14 protein-coding genes are annotated in these 15,785 nt (G+C 71.5%); 8 read left to right on the top strand and 6 right to left on the bottom strand.

What is annotated here, in order from left to right; all coding sequences use genetic code 11:
• The first annotated feature begins 26 nt into the window (after positions 1-26).
• Genes gabT through FHX52_RS14670 form a run of 4 tightly spaced genes read left to right on the top strand, consistent with a single transcriptional unit; the run spans position 27 to position 5,444 of the window.
• Positions 27-1,433, top strand: a complete 1,407-nt coding sequence (gabT, locus tag FHX52_RS14685) for a 4-aminobutyrate--2-oxoglutarate transaminase (RefSeq protein ID WP_141823083.1) — start codon at positions 27-29, stop codon at positions 1,431-1,433.
• On the top strand, positions 1,430-3,034 hold the full coding sequence (locus tag FHX52_RS14680; protein ID WP_141823082.1) for an aldehyde dehydrogenase family protein: 1,605 nt from the start codon (positions 1,430-1,432) through the stop codon (positions 3,032-3,034). The genes gabT and FHX52_RS14680 overlap by 4 nt, the downstream gene beginning before the upstream one ends.
• Positions 3,031-4,260, top strand: a complete 1,230-nt coding sequence (locus FHX52_RS14675; protein ID WP_246069980.1) for a CaiB/BaiF CoA transferase family protein — start codon at positions 3,031-3,033, stop codon at positions 4,258-4,260. Before FHX52_RS14680 ends, FHX52_RS14675 begins: the two co-directional genes overlap by 4 nt.
• Positions 4,257-5,444, top strand: coding sequence for an acyl-CoA dehydrogenase family protein (locus FHX52_RS14670; protein WP_141823081.1), 1,188 nt, complete (start codon positions 4,257-4,259; stop codon positions 5,442-5,444). Before FHX52_RS14675 ends, FHX52_RS14670 begins: the two co-directional genes overlap by 4 nt.
• Positions 5,445-5,807: 363 nt before the next feature.
• On the opposite strand, the gene FHX52_RS14665 is transcribed toward FHX52_RS14670, so the two are convergent.
• Entirely contained in the window at positions 5,808-7,034 is a 1,227-nt protein-coding gene (locus FHX52_RS14665) for an eCIS core domain-containing protein (protein ID WP_141823080.1), read from the bottom strand.
• 170 nt (positions 7,035-7,204) lie between these two features.
• Between FHX52_RS14665 and FHX52_RS14660 the strand changes: the two genes are divergently transcribed.
• The 3 genes from FHX52_RS14660 to FHX52_RS14650 all read left to right on the top strand — a co-directional run bounded on the left by FHX52_RS14660 (position 7,205) and on the right by FHX52_RS14650 (position 9,934).
• Positions 7,205-8,587, top strand: coding sequence for a M1 family metallopeptidase (locus FHX52_RS14660; RefSeq protein WP_221630611.1), 1,383 nt, complete (start codon positions 7,205-7,207; stop codon positions 8,585-8,587).
• 72 nt (positions 8,588-8,659) lie between these two features.
• Entirely contained in the window at positions 8,660-9,283 is a 624-nt protein-coding gene (locus FHX52_RS14655; protein ID WP_185747300.1) for a CYTH domain-containing protein, read from the top strand.
• Between the two features lie 96 nt (positions 9,284-9,379).
• The gene (locus FHX52_RS14650) at positions 9,380-9,934 is read left to right on the top strand and encodes an LURP-one-related/scramblase family protein (RefSeq protein WP_141823077.1); all 555 of its coding nucleotides are present in this window, start codon (positions 9,380-9,382) and stop codon (positions 9,932-9,934) included.
• Between the two features lie 19 nt (positions 9,935-9,953).
• Here FHX52_RS14650 and FHX52_RS14645 read toward each other — a convergent pair whose 3' ends face one another.
• On the bottom strand, positions 9,954-10,589 hold the full coding sequence (locus FHX52_RS14645; protein ID WP_221630610.1) for a polysaccharide deacetylase family protein: 636 nt from the start codon (positions 10,587-10,589) through the stop codon (positions 9,954-9,956).
• Here FHX52_RS14645 and FHX52_RS24145 point away from each other — a divergent pair.
• The gene (locus FHX52_RS24145) at positions 10,579-10,977 is read left to right on the top strand and encodes a hypothetical protein (RefSeq protein WP_221630609.1); all 399 of its coding nucleotides are present in this window, start codon (positions 10,579-10,581) and stop codon (positions 10,975-10,977) included. The genes FHX52_RS14645 and FHX52_RS24145 overlap by 11 nt on opposite strands.
• Positions 10,978-11,104: 127 nt before the next feature.
• Here FHX52_RS24145 and glgX read toward each other — a convergent pair whose 3' ends face one another.
• From glgX to FHX52_RS14625, 4 genes are all read right to left on the bottom strand, one after another.
• Positions 11,105-13,201, bottom strand: a complete 2,097-nt coding sequence (gene glgX, locus FHX52_RS14640; protein WP_221630608.1) for a glycogen debranching protein GlgX — start codon at positions 13,199-13,201, stop codon at positions 11,105-11,107.
• A 109-nt stretch (positions 13,202-13,310) separates the two neighbouring features.
• A complete protein-coding gene (locus FHX52_RS14635; protein ID WP_141823076.1) occupies positions 13,311-13,979 on the bottom strand; it encodes a GTP cyclohydrolase II in 669 nt (222 codons plus the stop codon).
• Positions 13,976-14,671, bottom strand: coding sequence for a RibD family protein (locus FHX52_RS14630; RefSeq protein WP_141823075.1), 696 nt, complete (start codon positions 14,669-14,671; stop codon positions 13,976-13,978). The genes FHX52_RS14635 and FHX52_RS14630 overlap by 4 nt, the downstream gene beginning before the upstream one ends.
• Positions 14,664-15,704, bottom strand: coding sequence for a lysylphosphatidylglycerol synthase transmembrane domain-containing protein (locus FHX52_RS14625; protein ID WP_141823074.1), 1,041 nt, complete (start codon positions 15,702-15,704; stop codon positions 14,664-14,666). The genes FHX52_RS14630 and FHX52_RS14625 overlap by 8 nt, the downstream gene beginning before the upstream one ends.
• Positions 15,705-15,785: the final 81 nt, after the last annotated feature.

The following is a 15,785-nucleotide window of genomic DNA, read 5'->3' as shown; positions in this document are numbered from 1 at the left end:
CGACGCGCCACCGAACCGAGGAAGCCATGACCGACACCATCGCCCCGCCCGTCGCGACCACCGCGCCCACCGCACAACAGCCGCTGGTCCAGCGCCGCCTCGTGCAGACGCAGATCCCCGGCCCGCGGTCGGTTCAGCTGCAGCAGCGCCGTGAGGCCGAGGTGTCGGGCGGGTTCGGCGTCACCGTGCCGGTCTTCGTGGAGCAGGCCTCCGGGGCGATCATCCTCGACGTCGACGGCAACCAGCTCATCGACCTCGCGTCCGGCATCGCCGTGACGAGCGTCGGCGCCTCGGCTCCCGAGGTGGTGGCCGCCGTGGCCGAGCAGGCGGCCCGCTTCACCCACACCTGCTTCATGGTCACCGAGTACGACGGCTTCGTCGACGTCGCCGCTGCGCTCAACCGGCTGACCCCCGGAGACCACGAGAAGCGGACGGCACTCTTCACGACGGGCGCCGAGGCGGTCGAGAACGCCATCAAGATCGCGCGCACCGCCACCGGCCGCGAGGCCGTCGTCGTGCTGGACCACGCCTACCATGGCCGCACGCTGCTCACCATGACGATGACCGCCAAGCACGTGCCCTACAAGGCCGGTTTCGGGCCCTACGCGCCAGAGGTCTACCGGGCCCCGATGGCCTATCCCTTCCGCTCACCGGGCGGGCCCGAGCGCGCCACCGCGGACGCCCTCGCCCGTCTCGAGGAGATCGTCCTGACCCAGATCGGCGCCGACCGGGTCGCCGCCATCGTGGCCGAGCCCATCCAGGGTGAGGGCGGCTTCATCGTCCCGTCACCGGGCTTCCTCCCGGGCGTCGCGGAGTTCGCGCGCAGGCACGGCATCGTCTTCATCGCCGACGAGATCCAGACCGGCTTCGGACGCACTGGCCGCATGTTCGCATGCGAGCACGAGGACGTCGTGCCCGACCTCATCACCACCGCCAAGGCCCTCGCAGGAGGTATGCCGCTCAGCGCGGTCACCGGCCGCGCCGACCTGATGAATGCGGTCGGGCCCGGTTCGATCGGCGGGACCTACGCAGGCAACCCCGTCGCCTGCGCCGCAGCCCTCGCCGCCATCGACCTCATCGAGCGCGACGACCTCGCCGGCCGGGCGCGTGACATCGAGCAGCAGGTGCTCCCGCGGTTGCAGGCCCTCGCTGCCCGGACGAGCATCATCGGGGAGGTCCGCGGCCGCGGAGCCATGCTGGCCATGGAGTTCGTCAAGCCGGGCACGACCGAGCCGAATGCCGCTGCTGCCAAGGCGATTGCCGCCCACTGCCACGCCGAGGGCGTCATCACCCTGGTGTGCGGCACCTTCTCCAACGTCATCCGGCTGCTGCCTCCCCTCGTCATCGAGCCGCACCTGCTCGACGACGCCCTCGACGTGATCGAGCAGGCGGTCCGCGAGCAGGCCGGGCACGACAGCGAGGCCGGGGCATGACCTCGGCGAGCATCGCCACACCCGTTGAGGCACCCGTCGACGGTGCGAGCGAGACCAGCTGGGACCCGCGCACCGGCGCGCCCGTCGGCGAGACCCCGACGACCCCGGCGGAGCAGGTCGAGGCGACGCTCGCCCTCGCCGCTGCGGCCGCGCCACTCGTCGCCTCGTCGGCGCCGAGCACGCGCGCCGACTGGCTGCGCGCACTGGCCGACACACTCGAGCAACCAAGCGTCGCAGGCGAACTCGTCGCGCTGGCCGACCGCGAGACCGCCCTCGGCCTGCCGCGCCTGCAGTCCGAGCTCGCTCGGACGGCGTCGCAGCTGCGCTTCTACGCCGACGTCGCCGAGGAGGGCTCCTACCTGCGCGCGACCATCGACAGCCGCACGGCGACCTCCCCCGACGTCGCTCGGGTCCAGGTGCCGCTCGGGCCGGTCGCCGTCTTCGGGGCGAGCAACTTCCCCTTCGGCTTCGGCGTGCTCGGCAACGACACGGCGTCGGCGCTCGCCGCCGGCTGCCCCGTCGTCGCCAAGGCCCACCCTGCCCACCCGCAGCTCTCGGCCCGGCTCGCCGACGTGGCCACGACGGCCCTCGAGGCGGCGGGCGCGCCGGAGGGCACCTTCGCCCTCGTCGCGGGCTTCGCGGCGGGCACGGAGATGGTCACCTCACGGCATACGGCAGCGGTGGCCTTCACGGGGTCGCAGCGTGGCGGCCTCGCCCTCTGGCGCCTCGCCAACGAGCGGGAGGTCGTCATCCCCGTGTTCGCCGAGATGGGGACGGTCAACCCCGTCGTCGTCACCCGGGCAGCCGTGGGGCGTTTCGACGCCATCGCCGCTGGGGCCGTGGCCTCCTTCACCCTCGGCGCGGGACAGTTCTGCACCAAGCCCGGCCTGCTCCTCGCGCCCGCAGGCTCGGAGGCAGCCGCCCGCGTCGGCGCCGCGCTCGAAGCAGCAGCGCCGTCGGCCTGGCACCTCACCCGGCAGATCGCGGCGACAGCCACGAGCGGCATCGGGGAGCTCACCGTGGCAGGAGCGACGGTCGTCGCCGACGTGCCCGCCCCGGACTCCGGATGGGGCTCCCGAGCCACCGTGCTGAGGGCACCGGTCTCGGCGCTGACCCGTGGCAGCCGGCTGCTCGAGGAGTGCTTCGGGCCGGTGCTCGTCGTCGCGGAGTACGGCGACGACGACGAGCTCGAGCGCGCGCTCGGCGAGCTCCAGGGAGCGCTGGCCGCGAGCATCATGACCTCCGGCGCCGACGACCCCGAGACACCCGGGCTGCTCACCCGCCTCGCGGGCCTCGTCGGGCGGGTCACGGTCGACGACTGGCCGACCGGGGTGGCCTGGACGTGGGCCCAGCAGCACGGCGGCCCCTGGCCCGCGACCACGGCACCCGGCGCCACCTCCGTGGGCGCCGCGGCGCTCGACCGCTTCACGCGGCCCGTGGCGTTCCAGAGCGCGCCCGACCACGCCCTGCCGCCCGCCCTCCAAGCGGCCAACCCCTGGCGGCTGCCGCGACGCGTCGACGGCCGGATGGTGCCGGCGTCGACGGTGGACGCGGAGGCCCCCGGTCCGAACCCGACGCCCGGCACGGGTCCGTCGTCATGACGAGCCAGGACGGCCGGCCCCACGACGACATGGGGACGCCCGCCGACGGCGGCCCGCTGACGGGGTTGCTCGTCGCCGACTTCAGCAGGGTGCTCGCCGGCCCGCTCGCGACGATGACCCTGGCCGACCTCGGCGCCGACGTCATCAAGGTGGAGCGCCCCGGCGCGGGCGACGACACGCGGCAGTGGGGTCCGCCCTGGACCGAGTCGTCGAGCGCCTACTTCGAGTGCGTGAACCGGTCGAAGCGCAGCATCGCCCTCGACCTCGCGGACCCCGCCGACCTCGCGGTAGCCCGCGATCTCGCGGCCCGGGCCGACATCCTCGTCGAGAACCACAAGTCCGGGGCGCTCGCCCGCTTCGGCCTCGGCTACGACGACGTCAGCGAGCTCAACCCGGGGGTCGTCTACTGCTCCATCACGGGGTTCGGCAGCCGGGCGGGCTCGGCCATGCCGGGCTACGACTTCCTCGTCCAGGCGGTCGGCGGCCTCATGAGCATCACCGGCGACTCGACGGGCGACCCGACCAAGGTCGGGGTCGCCCTCGTCGACGTGCTCACCGGCAAGGATGCCGTCATCGGCATCCTCGCCGCCGTGACCGAGCGCCACCGCACCGGGCTCGGGCAGCACGTCGAGGTCGACCTGCTCTCGTCGTTGCTGGGCTCGCTCGCCAACCAGGCGGCCTCGTGCCTCACCACCGGGCGCAGTCCCGGCCGCCTCGGCAACGCCCATCCGTCGATCGCACCCTACGAGGCCCTCCACTGCCGCGACGGGTTGCTCGCGGTCGCGTGCGGCAACGACGCCCAGTTCGCCCGGCTGGCCGAGACGCTCGGCCGAACCGAGCTCGCGCTCGAGCCCCGGTTCGCGACGAACCCGCAACGCGTCGCCCACCGCGCCGAGCTCGTGCACGTGCTCGAGGCCGCGCTCGTGTCCGACGACGCGGAGGCCTGGAGCATACGCCTCGCCGCGTGCGGGGTTCCCGCCGGCACGGTCGGAGACATCGGCTCTGGCATCGAGCTGGCCCGAACGCTCGGCCTTGAGCCGACCGTCGAGGTCGGGCCGGGCCACCCCGATCAGATCCGGCACCCAGTCACCTACTCCCGCAGCAGGATTCGCCGGGCCACACCCCCACCCGCTGTCGGTGAGCACGACCGCGAGGTCAGGCAACAGCTCGCCAGCCCACCACGACCTTCCACCAACGGCCGTCACGAGATGGAGCACTCCGCATGAAGACCAGCACCCCACCGCCCTTCGACCCCAACGACCCTGCCGGCATCGACGACCTGCTGAGCGCCGACGAGAAGGCCGTGCGCGAGTCGGTGCGCCAGCTCTGCGCCCAGCGCGTCGACCCCTACGTCGCCGACTGGTTCGAGCGCGGCACGATCGACGACATCCGGGGCCTGACCAAGGAGCTCGGCTCGCTGGGCGTCCTCGGCATGCATCTCGAGGGCTACGGGTGCGCCGGCATGAGCGCCACCGAGTACGGCCTGGCCTGCCTCGAGCTCGAGGCCTCCGACTCGGGCCTGCGCTCGCTCGTCTCGGTCCAGGGGTCGCTCGCGATGTTCGCGATCTGGCGCTGGGGCTCGGAGGAGCAGAAGACCCAGTGGCTCCCCCCGATGGCCGCCGGCGAGGCCATCGGCTGCTTCGGCCTCACCGAGCCCGACGTCGGGTCCGACCCGGGCAGCATGCGCACCCGCGCCCGGCGCGACGGCGACGACTGGGTGCTCGACGGCCGCAAGATGTGGATCACCAACGGCTCGATCGCGGACGTCGCGGTCGTCTGGGCGCAGACCGACGAGGGCATCCGCGGCTTCGTCGTGCCGACGACGACACCGGGGTTCTCCGCCCCCGAGATCAAGCACAAGCAGTCCCTGCGTGCGTCGGTGACGAGCGAGCTCGTGCTCGATGCCGTCCGGCTGCCCGCCGACGCCGTCCTCCCCGAGGTGCGCGGCCTCAAGGGTCCGCTGAGCTGCCTCAACGAGGCGCGGTTCGGCATCGTCTGGGGCGCGCTCGGCGCGGCCCGCTCCTCCCTGCAGGCAGCCCTGTCGTATGCCGGTGAGCGCACGCAGTTCGGCCGGCCCATCTCGGGCTTCCAGCTGACCCAGGCCAAGCTCGTCGACATGTCCCTGGAGTACACCAAGGGATCACTGCTGGCGCTGCACCTCGCTCGCCGCAAGGACGCCGGCACCCTCCGTCCCGAGCAGGTCTGCCTCGGCAAGCTCAACAACGTGCGCGAGTCGCTCGAGATCTGCCGCACGGCCCGGACCATCCTCGGGGCGAACGGCATCTCGCTCGAGTACCCCGTGATCAGGCACATGAACAACCTCGAGTCGGTGCTGACCTACGAGGGCACGGTCGAGATGCACACCCTCGTCCTCGGTCAGGCGATCACCGGTCAGTCCGCCTTCCGCTGACGCACCCCGTCGAGTGGCCACATTTGGCCGCCCCCTCACCGTCGAGTGGCCACATTTGGCCGCCCCCTCACCGTCGAGTGGCCACATTTGGCCGGCCCCCTCACCGTCGAGTGGCCACATTTGGCCGGCCCCCTCACCGTCGAGTGGCCACACGTGGTCGCGTATGCCGTCACTCCACCGGACGGCATACGCCCGGGTCGGGTGGACGCCTGCCCACAGGACGGGCGTCACACGAAACCACGGACCCGACAAAGCGTGGCCACTCGACGGGATGCACCCGACAGAGATTGGCCACTCGACGAGAAGCACCCGGCAAGAGTTGGCCACTCGACTGGCGGCAGACGCGTGGGCTCGGCCGCGGAGTCAGGGCTTCTTGGGCGCCGCGGGTGTGTCCGCGGGTTCGGTGGCGGTCACGCCGGTCTTCGCCGAGAGGTCGGTGATGAAGGCAGAGCCCGGGCGGTCGGAGATCCGCCGTCGGAACCAGAGGATGAACTTCCTCTTGTCGCTGTTCTTCTCCCCCGCAGGAACCGTGTCCGAGAGCCCCCGGTAGTACGTGTCGAGCGCGGTGATGGTCGCCTCCCGCTGCGGGAACTTGCCTGCGGTGTCAGGCTTCTCGGCGTCGTAGTACCCGATGAGCGGCGACCACTGGTTGCCGAACGTCTTGATGAAGTAGTGGACGAAGCTGTCGGTCCACACCTCCAGCTCGCCGGCCGACGGCTTCCTCGAGTGGTAGAGCTCGTGGTCGGCATAGAGGGCGACGTCCATCGGGGAGCCCGCCTTGAGCGCCTTGGGCCCGAGGATGCAGTACTGCGCGCTCGGACCCGGACCGAACGTGTGCCCCGAAACGTCGCCGACCGGGTTGCCGTTGGTCTTCTTCTTGCTCGTCAGCCGCACGTCGAAGTTGATCGTCGGCGCAAGCGCGTAGTCCGCGGGGTCGAGCTTGTCCGCGACGGTCGTGCCCGCCTCCTTGACGGTGTATGCCGTCCCGAGAGCCTCCTGGGCAAGTGCCGTGAGTGCCGCGCTCTTCACGGTCAGGTCGGTCTCCGCCTGCGCCGCGGTGACCCGGTCGTCCCAGCTCTTCACCGGAGCCACGACGGGGTTCGTGGTCGGAGTCGTCTTCGCGACCGTGCCGGCATCGACGGTCGGCGCCGGAGGCTTGGGTTCCAGGGCCGGGCGGCCCGACGGGGTCGCAGGCTGGCCGACTCTCGACGGACGCCCCTGCGCCACGGCCACCCCGGCGAGCTCCGCCGCAGCCTGCGGGTCGAGAGTCGCTCCGCTCGTCGGCTGACCGCCCTCCTGCTGGATGACGTGAGCGAGCTCGTGACCGATGAGGCGTTCCCCGTCGACGGTTCCCGGACGGAACTCACCGGGCGCGAAGTAGATGTCCCGCCCGATGGTCGCGGCCCGGGCGTCGAGGCCATCGGTCAGCCGCTCGGCCTCGGAGTCCGCATGGACCCGCACATGTGCGAAGTCGTGGTCGAGGAAGCGCGACGCGCGTTGCTCCGTCGCCTCGGGCAGCCTCGTCACACCTGACGCCGGCGCGGCGGCCTCGGGGGTCTGCGCCGGAGTGCGGGCATGGGCCGGAGTCATGGCTCTCCTTCAGGCTGTGCTGCCCGTCCAGCGTACCGGCCGCCCACTGCACGACACCCGACGAATGAGCACCCGTCGCCGCACCGTCGGAAAGTCAGAAAAGGACAAGGCACCGTGGTGTCCGTCCTACGCTCGGAGAGCCCACGATGACACGAAAGGGGTCGGCGCGGATGAGCACACGATGGAAGAGGGCGCTGGTCGCGACGTCTGCGCTGGTCCTGGTCAGCGCCGGAACGGCCGCCGCAGTCGACTTCTCACCGGGATCCTCCGGGGCCGGAGACCCGTACTTCCCGCACGCAGGCAACGGCGGCTACGACGTCTCCCACTACTCCCTGAACCTGGGCTACGAGCCCTCGTCGAAGCAGCTCACCGGCACGGCGGTCATCAGCGCGACGGCCACGCAGAACCTCTCCCGGTTCGACCTCGACCTGCGCGGGTTCGCGATCTCCAGCCTGAAGGTGAACGGCGCTCCGGCAGCCTTCGAGCGGGTCGGCGCCCAGGAGCTCGTCATCACCCCGGGTCAGGGTCTTCGCGCCGGTGGCCCGTTCAGCGTGACGGTCACCTACGCCGGCATACCCCAGTCGGTGACCGACCCCGACGGGTCGATCGAGGGCTGGGTCCCGACCTCGGACGGCGCCTTCGTCGTCGGTGAACCGCAAGGCTCACCGAGCTGGTTCCCGGTGAACGACACCCCACGGGACAAGGCGACCTTCGACTTCGCGGTCACCGTGCCGGAGGGCCTCACCGTCATGGCGAACGGCGTTCTCGTGTCGAGCAGGTCCAGCGCGGGCCAAACGACGTGGGTCTGGCACGAGAGCGACCCGATGGCTCCCTACCTCGCCACCGCGACGCTCGGCCGCTTCGACCTGACCGTCGGCCAGGTCGGTGGCATCCCCTCGTACGTCGCCATCGACCCGACGCTCCCCTCGGGCAACGTCTTTCGCAAGCTCCCGCAGATCGTCTCGTTCTACGAGTCGATCTACGGGCCCTACCCGTTCAACGCCGTCGGCTCGGTCGCGGACAACGCCCCCGAGGTCGGGTACTCGCTCGAGACGCAGACCAAGCCCGTCTACGACCGTATGCCGGACGAGACGACGGTCGCCCACGAGCTCTCCCACATGTGGCTCGGTGACTCCGTCACCCTCAGCCAGTGGCCGGACATCTGGCTCCACGAGGGCTTCGCAACGTGGTCCGAGTGGATGTGGAGCGAGCACAACGGCCAGAAGAGCGCCCAGAGCACCTTCGACACCCTCTACAACACGCCTGCCTCGAAGACGTCGTTCTGGACTCCCCCACCCGGTGACCCGGGAGACCCGGCACACCTCTTCGACGGGACGATCTACAACCGCGGCGCCATGACGGTGCAGGCGCTGCGGCAGAAGGTCGGTGACGCCGCGTTCTTCCAGATCATGCGCACCTGGGTTCAAGACAACCGCTACGGCAACGTCACGACGCCTCAGTTCATCGCGCTCGCCGAGAAGGTGTCCGGCCGGGACCTGAGCCACTTCTTCGACGTCTGGCTCTGCCAGCCCGAGAAGCCCACGTCCTGGTGAGCCTCAGGTCAGTCGCGCGACCCTGCGCTCGTCGGGTCCACGCCGGCTGACATCTGGGCCACGATGGTCGGTATGGGAGCCACGCACCATGACGAGATCGAGCGCAAGTTCGACGTCGAGCCCAGCACGACCTTTCCGGACCTTCGAGCGGCAGACGGCGTCGCTTCCGTGGGTCAGCCCGCCGAGCTCCTGCTCGAGGCGGTCTACTACGACACCACGGGCCACGACCTCGCGCACCACGGCATCACGCTGCGGCGGCGCACGGGCGGTGCCGACGAGGGTTGGCACCTGAAGCTCCCCGCCGGCAAGGACACGCGCAGGGAGTTCCACGAGCCCCTAGGCCCCGGCGACGAGCCGGTGCCGGAGTCGTTCGCCGCCCGCGTGCACGCTGCGGCAGCGGGTCAGTCCTTCGCCCCCGTCGCCAGGTTGACCACGCGGCGGCGCGAGATCGCCTTGCTCGACGCGAACGGCACCCCGCTCGCGCACGTCTGCGACGACTCGGTCGACGCCCGCGCCCTGGCCTCCGGTCGTGAGCAGTCCTGGCGCGAGTGGGAGGTCGAGCTGGCCGAAGGTCCGGAGGAGCTGCTCGACGCGGTGGCCCACCTGCTGCTCGCTGCCGGCGCCACACCGTCCGCCTCGGGCTCGAAGCTGGGACGGGCTCTCGGGGTCTCCTTCCGGACGAAGAGACACGCATAGAGCTGTCCAGCGAATCATCCCTACAGGGTGGTGACGCCCGACCCGCCCACGCGGTGTCCTGAAGTCATCCAGGGACACCACGCGAAGGAGACACAGATGGGCATCGGAGACCGCCGACGGGAGCGCCGCGAGGAACGACGTGACGAGAGGCGCGGCGTCGGCAGGACCACCTACCGGATGAGGCAGAAGCTCGTGGCGATCGGCGACGACTACTGGATCGAGGACGAGCAGGGCCGCCGCGCCTTCAAGGTCAACGGCAAGGCCGTCCGCTTCCGCGACACCCTCGTGCTCGAGGACGCCGACGGCCACGAGCTGCTCAAGCTTCAGGAACGCAAGCTGCACGTTCGAGACACGATGGTCATCGAGGACCCGTCTGGCACGACGGTGGCGACGGTCAAGAAGGCGATGATCTCGCCCCTGCGTGAGCGCTTCAGCGTCGATGTCGCGGACGGCGACGACATGGAGGTCCAGGGCAACATCGTCGACCACGAGTACCACATCACCCAGAACGGTGAGCAGGTCGCCGAGGTGTCGAAGAAGTGGTTCCGGGTCGCCGACACCTACGGGGTCGAGGTCGTGGACGGCAAGGACGCCGTGCTCATCCTCGCGGTCAGTGCAGTCATCGACAGCATGACGCACGACGTCGGGTAGCCGCCCACCCCAGCGCCCGTCAGGTCAGGTGGACGAAGCGCGTCCCGCGGGCGAGCAGAACCGGGAGCGCGGCCGCGACTCCAGGTCGCGTGCCGCGCCCGGGGCGGTTCATGTGCATGATGGCGATCGAACCACTCTGCGCCGCAAGGAGATTGCGGTTCACTTGTGCCGCACTGGCCGTCGCGCCAGCATCACCGTTGACGGCGAAGCCCGCGATCCGCGAACCCAGGGCGTGGGTGATCCGCACGGCGACGTCGTCGTACCACGCCGTCCCCGTGCGGAACCACGACGGCGCCCTGCCGGTCAGTGACCGGATGAACTCGTGGTTCGCCCACACCTCGTCGACGACCTCGGCCGCAGAACGCGTGCCCCGGATGCCGTATGCCGCCCGGCCCGTCACCGAGAGCGGGCGGTGCGCGGTGCCGTGGTTGCCGATCGCGAAGAGCGGGTCGGACACGAGCTCGCGGGCCACGGCGGGGTTCTCCCGCAGCCAGCGTCGGTTGAGGAAGAGCGTGGCGGGAACGTCGTGCGCGCGCAGCACCGTGATGAGCGCGGCGTCGTAGCCCGCCCCGCCGGGCCCTCCGCACGCGTCGAAGGTGAGAGCGAGCGTCGGTGCGCCCGCAGCGACGGGGACCTTCTCGCTGATGCCGGGCATCGACAGGCCCCAACGAGACGGCGACTGCCCGGCGAAGCGCGCCGCGACGGCGGCCGGGTCCACGGCGGCGCCTGCGACCGCGCCCGAGGAGGTGCCCGAGGAGGTGCCGGAGGAGGTGCTCGGCGACGTCGGACGCGCTGTCGTCACCGCGCCGGGCACCGTGGTGGGCACCGTGGTGGGCGAGGTCGGGGACGGGCCGGACGGCATACTTGAGGTGCCGGCGGTCGAGGACGACAACCCGGAGGACCCCGTCGACCCGGGCGCGCCGACACCCCGCCCGCCACCGGCGGTCGAGCAGGCCGCCACGAGGCCGACCGGCAGCATGGCGAGCACGGCCCGTCGACGGACCGTGGGCGCATCCTCCCCCGAGCTCACGTGGCCACCCTAGGCCGCAAACCTCACGCTCCCATGGGCAATCGCTGCGAAGTCGGGGAGCATCCGTGTGGATGTGCCGGCTCCGCAGCCCTGTGGAGCTCGACAGTGTCAGGCGCCGCCGACGACCTGGACCGGCGCCGTCACTCCCGCAGGTCGGCGCTCAGCAGCACCACGGAGTGGGCCGCCGCCCGGTAGGTGCCGCCCTCCACCGGCGGCGCGCTCACCAGGGCGCAGACGTCGTCAGGAGCGTCGAGCCCGGTGTCCACGACGCGCCGCCAGGGCAGGCGCGGGCTGACGACGGGAGGCAGCTCGAAGTCGAGCGGCTCCTGCCACGCGTTGAGCAGCGCGTGCACCATCCGCGTGCCGATGACGCTGCGGATGGTGAGCGCGAGGGCGTGCGAGTGCGCCGACCAGTCCGGCTGGTGCAGTCGCACACCGTGGAACTCCACGACCGACCGCGCGAGGAACTCCTCGAGCGTCAGCCCGTGCCTCACCTGGGTCATGTCGAGTGCGAGCCGCACGTCGACCAGCCCTCTCACGAAGCGCCGCAGGTCCGCCTGCCGCTCCGTGAGCTCCCAGTCGAGCCAGCTCGTCTCGTTGTCCTGGCAGAAGGCGTTGTTGTTGCCTCTCTGGGTGCGCCGGGCCTCGTCGCCCATGCCGATCATCGGCACTCCCATCGAGATCAGTGTGATGGCGAGCAGGTTCCTGACCTGCTGCGAGCGCAGCCGCTCCACCGCAGGGTCATCGGACGGTCCTTCGACGCCACAGCTCGACGAGTACTCGGCGTCGGTCCCGTCGGTGTTGTGCAGGCCGTTGGCCTCGTTGTGCTTGCGGCTGTAGGAGACGAGGTCGTTGAGGGTGAAGCCGTCGTGGCAGGCGACGAAGTTGATGCTGTGCTCGACCTCTGCCGGCCGCCCCCTGAAGAGGTCGGGGCTGGCGAGCACCCGGTTCGGCAGGAGCTGCACGGTGCCCGGGTCGCCGCGCACGAACCGCCTGATGTCGTCACGGAACTGGCCGTTCCACTGGCGCCAGCGCTCTCCGACGAACGACCCGAGCTGATAGAGCCCGCCGCCGTCCCAGGCCTCGGCGATGAGCTTCGTGCCGGCGAGGACCGGGTCGCTCTCGATCTGGTAGACGACCGGCGGGTTCGTGAGCGGCGTGCCGTCCGTGTCGCGCGACATGATCGAAGCGAGGTCGAAGCGGAAGCCGTCGACGTGCATGTGGTCCACCCAGTGGTGCAGCGCGTCGATCGTCATCGCGCGCACGACGGCATGGTTGGCGTTGAGCGTGTTGGCGCACCCCGTGTAGTCGCGGTAGCGCGACTGGTCTGCCGCGTCGAGCAGGTAGTAGGCGCGGTTGTCGAGACCGCGCCAGCAGAACGTCGGCCCACCCGGCCCCGCCTCGGCCGTGTGGTTGAAGACGACGTCGAGGATCACCTCGATGCCGGCCCGGTGCAGCTCCTTGACCATGGTGCGGAACTCGTCGAGCGCACCGATCGGGTCGCGCGTGGAGGCATAGGCGGCGTGCGGCGCGAAGAAGGACACCGGGCTGTAGCCCCAGTAGTTCGTCAGCCCCGGTGGCGCGTCCTGGGCGTCGAAGGCCTGCACGGGCATGAGCTCGACGGCCGTGACCCCGAGCGAGCGCAGGTAGGGGATCTTCGCGACGAGGCCGGCATACGTCCCGGCGAGCCGGCGCTCGACGCCGCTGTTGGGGTGCGCGGTGAACCCACGGACGTGCAGCTCGTAGATGACGGTCCGTGAGAACGGCCGCCCCAGCGGGGTGTCCCCCTCCCAGTCGTATGCCGTGAGGTCGGCGACGACGCTCTTCATCGCCGTGCTCGGGTCGCGGCCCGCGCGGCACCCCGCTCCCCGGTCGTAGCGCTCCGGGACGACGACCGCGGCCCCGTAGGGGTCGAGGAGCAGCGCCGACGGGTCATGGCGGAGCCCGGCCGACGGGTCGAACGCACCGTGGACGCGCCACACGTAGACCTGCCCCGAGCCGACACCCGGGACGAAGGCGTGCCAGAACGACGACGTCCGGTTCCCTTGCGGCGCAAGGACGATCGTGCGCGACGGGTGTGAGTCGTCGACGTCGTCGAAGAGGAGCAGGTCGACCTGGCTCGCCGTGCGCGACCACACCGAGAAGTTCGTGCCGCCGTCAGCCGGGTGGGCGCCGAGCGGGTGCGGCCGACCCGCTGAAGGTGCGGACGCCGCCGAGGTAGCCCTGTCGAGCTCCATACCCGTCATTCTCGTCGGGCCCGGGCACGTGGTCCTCCCGATGTGGCTCACGACGCGTGAGGCGTCGGTCACCCGGAGAGCAACGCGCACGGGCATCACCGCGGTGGCATCACGCAGACCCGCGGTGCTCCCCCAGCGGCAGGTCGATCGTGTGGGCTCCGCGCCGCGCCTTGGTCGTCAGGTAGCGCGCGTTCGCGTCAGACAGGTGCACCCCCGTCGCAACGCGGCGCACGACGGTGATGCCGAGCCGCCGCAGCTGGTGGGCCTTGTCGGGGTTGTTGCTGAGCAGCGCGATCCGGCTGACCCCGAGGGCGCCGAGCATCTGGGCCGCGACGGTGTAGTCGCGCTCGTCCTCGCCGTAGCCGAGGGCGACGTTGGCCTCGTAGGTATCGAGTCCGCCGTCCTGCAGCACGTAGGCGTCGAGCTTCGGGTAGAGGCCGATCCCCCGGCCCTCCTGCCTCAGGTATAGGAGGAACCCGCCTGAGGCGTCGAGCAGCTCGACCGACTCACGCAGCTGTGCCCCGCAGTCGCATCGCAGGCTGCCGAACACGTCACCCGTGAGGCACTCGCTGTGCAGCCTGGTCAGCGTCGGCGCCGACCCGCGGGAGCCGATCCGCGCCCGGTCGCCGAGCCCCAGGGCCAGGTGCTCCAGCCCGTCGACCAGCCCGTCGAACGTGACGACCCGTGCCGTCGTCTCGAACCCGTCGGCGAAGGCCACCGGCACGAGCACCTCCGTGCGGATCCGCGCTGCACCCGGTGCGCCGCCCACCCGGATCATGCGTCCCCCCTGAAGCGCGGCGACAGCGCATACCGCAGGAGCACGACGTCGCCGATCTGGCGCACCTCGGCGAGCGTCGCGCGGCGCCCGGGGTGCCACGGGAACTGCCCCTCGCCGACGAAGCGACACGCGCGCGAGTCACCGACGAAGAACGGGGCGACGACGAGCTGCAGCTCGTCCGCGAGGTCGCACGTGAGCAGCTGGGTGTGCACGGCGCCCCCGCCCTCCACCATGAGCCGGCGGACCCCGCGCTCGCCGAGGTCGTCGCAGACGCGGCGCATCGTCACGGGCTCCCCCGCGTCGACGACGGCCGCTGCCGGCCCCAGGCGTCCTCGCGCGTGCTCGACGGCTCCGGTGGAGCAGTAGACGATCTTGTCTGCGCCATCGTCCGCGAAGAAGCTTGCGGCGCAGTCGATCTCGACTCGCTGCGTCACGGTCACCTTCGTCGGTGACGGCGTCAGACCCTGGGCGACCCGGGCCGCTCGCCGCTCGGGTGACCGCACGAGCAGGCGGGGGTTGTCCTTGCGGATGGTGCCGGCCCCCACGAGGATCGCGTCGCTCGCGGCCCGCTCGGCGTCGACCCGGTCGAAGTCGGCGTCGTTCGACAAGAGCAGGCGGGTGTCCGTGCCCGAGCTGAGGTAGCCGTCGATCGACATGCCGCAGCTGAGCAGGGTGTAGGGGCGGTCAGACACGGACGGCCTCCTGCGCTACGACGGTCGGCGTGCCGAGAGAGCGTCGTCGCCCCGCCATGACGAGCAGCACCGCGCCGGGCAGGCACGCGACGAGCGACATCACCCCGTAGACCACGGCCGTCCCCACCCCCGCGGCCGCCCCGAGGCCTGCCGCACCGAACGCCCAGGCGGCCGCGCCCTCGCGCGGCCCCCACCCGGCGACGTTGAGCGGCAACGACATCGCGACGAGGACGATCAGCGCCAGCGGAAGCAGGCGCGGGGCCGGCGCGGAGACGCCCGCGCTTCGTGCCGCGACGACGAAGGTCGCCACGTGCCCGGTCACCACCACACCCGACGCCGCCACGACCCCCGGCCACGTATGCCGTCCGAGCACACCCGCTCGCACGTCGCGCACCAGCGCCGAGCCGATGCGACCCGGTCGCCCACGTCCGGGGAGCAGGCCCCGCCTGCGACCGACCGCCGCCAGCGCGGCGAGGACCAGGCACAGCAGGACGACCGTGATGGAGATCGTTGCGAGAGAGGATGATCCGCCGACAGAGCCGAAGACGACGGCCCGACCCGCTCCGTCCGAGGCGCTCGGCATCTCGACGGTCGCCGAGGAACGGAGCGGCGACGGGAGCACGAGCAGGGCACCCACCGTCAGAGCCGCGAGCACGACCTGGCCCGCGGTGCGCTCCCAGAGCACCGACCGCAGCCCGCGGCCGACGTCGCCGGAGCCGTGCCCGTGACCGACACCGCGCCTCACGTCGCCGATCACCCCGCCCGGCAGCGTGACGTTGAGGAACTGTGACCGGTAGCACTCGGCGACAGCGGTGCGCAGCGGCAGCGGGGCGCCGAGGCCACGCGACACGAGCACCCAGCGCCAGGCACCGCACACCGTGGTCACGACGCCGATCGTCGCTCCTGCGAGCAGCGTCCACCCGTCTATCCGCCGCAGGCCGTCGACGAAGGGTCCCGCTCCGACTCGCCAGCCGAGCAGGCCGAGGATCGCGACACCGACGAGCGGCCGCACCCACCTCCGGTCGCGACGCATGCTTCCGCCCTTTCCGCCCTGCTGCGAGAACCTCCGATGTGGAGGACGTCCGGCGACGCCGCCCGGTTCAGCCCCACCTGG

This window comes from Humibacillus xanthopallidus, from assembly GCF_006717145.1.
In the GTDB taxonomy this organism is placed as follows: Bacteria; Actinomycetota; Actinomycetes; order Actinomycetales; family Dermatophilaceae; genus Humibacillus; species Humibacillus xanthopallidus.
The sequence above is the reverse complement of the archived record's forward strand: the minus strand, read 5'-3'. Positions and strand labels throughout refer to the sequence as shown.

Bases quoted from the DNA above. Each gene is read 5' to 3' on its own strand.
- gabT (WP_141823083.1), top strand. From the start codon at position 27: ATGACCGACACCATCGCCCCGCCCGTCGCGACCACCGCGCCCACCGCA.
- FHX52_RS14680 (WP_141823082.1), top strand. From the start codon at position 1,430: ATGACCTCGGCGAGCATCGCCACACCCGTTGAGGCACCCGTCGACGGT.
- FHX52_RS14675 (WP_246069980.1), top strand. From the start codon at position 3,031: ATGACGAGCCAGGACGGCCGGCCCCACGACGACATGGGGACGCCCGCC.
- FHX52_RS14670 (WP_141823081.1), top strand. From the start codon at position 4,257: ATGAAGACCAGCACCCCACCGCCCTTCGACCCCAACGACCCTGCCGGC.
- FHX52_RS14665 (WP_141823080.1), bottom strand. From the start codon at position 7,034: ATGACTCCGGCCCATGCCCGCACTCCGGCGCAGACCCCCGAGGCCGCC.
- FHX52_RS14660 (WP_221630611.1), top strand. From the start codon at position 7,205: ATGAGCACACGATGGAAGAGGGCGCTGGTCGCGACGTCTGCGCTGGTC.
- FHX52_RS14655 (WP_185747300.1), top strand. From the start codon at position 8,660: ATGGGAGCCACGCACCATGACGAGATCGAGCGCAAGTTCGACGTCGAG.
- FHX52_RS14650 (WP_141823077.1), top strand. From the start codon at position 9,380: ATGGGCATCGGAGACCGCCGACGGGAGCGCCGCGAGGAACGACGTGAC.
- FHX52_RS24145 (WP_221630609.1), top strand. From the start codon at position 10,579: ATGCCGGGCATCGACAGGCCCCAACGAGACGGCGACTGCCCGGCGAAG.
- FHX52_RS14645 (WP_221630610.1), bottom strand. From the start codon at position 10,589: ATGCCCGGCATCAGCGAGAAGGTCCCCGTCGCTGCGGGCGCACCGACG.
- glgX (WP_221630608.1), bottom strand. From the start codon at position 13,201: ATGGAGCTCGACAGGGCTACCTCGGCGGCGTCCGCACCTTCAGCGGGT.
- FHX52_RS14635 (WP_141823076.1), bottom strand. From the start codon at position 13,979: ATGATCCGGGTGGGCGGCGCACCGGGTGCAGCGCGGATCCGCACGGAG.
- FHX52_RS14625 (WP_141823074.1), bottom strand. From the start codon at position 15,704: ATGCGTCGCGACCGGAGGTGGGTGCGGCCGCTCGTCGGTGTCGCGATC.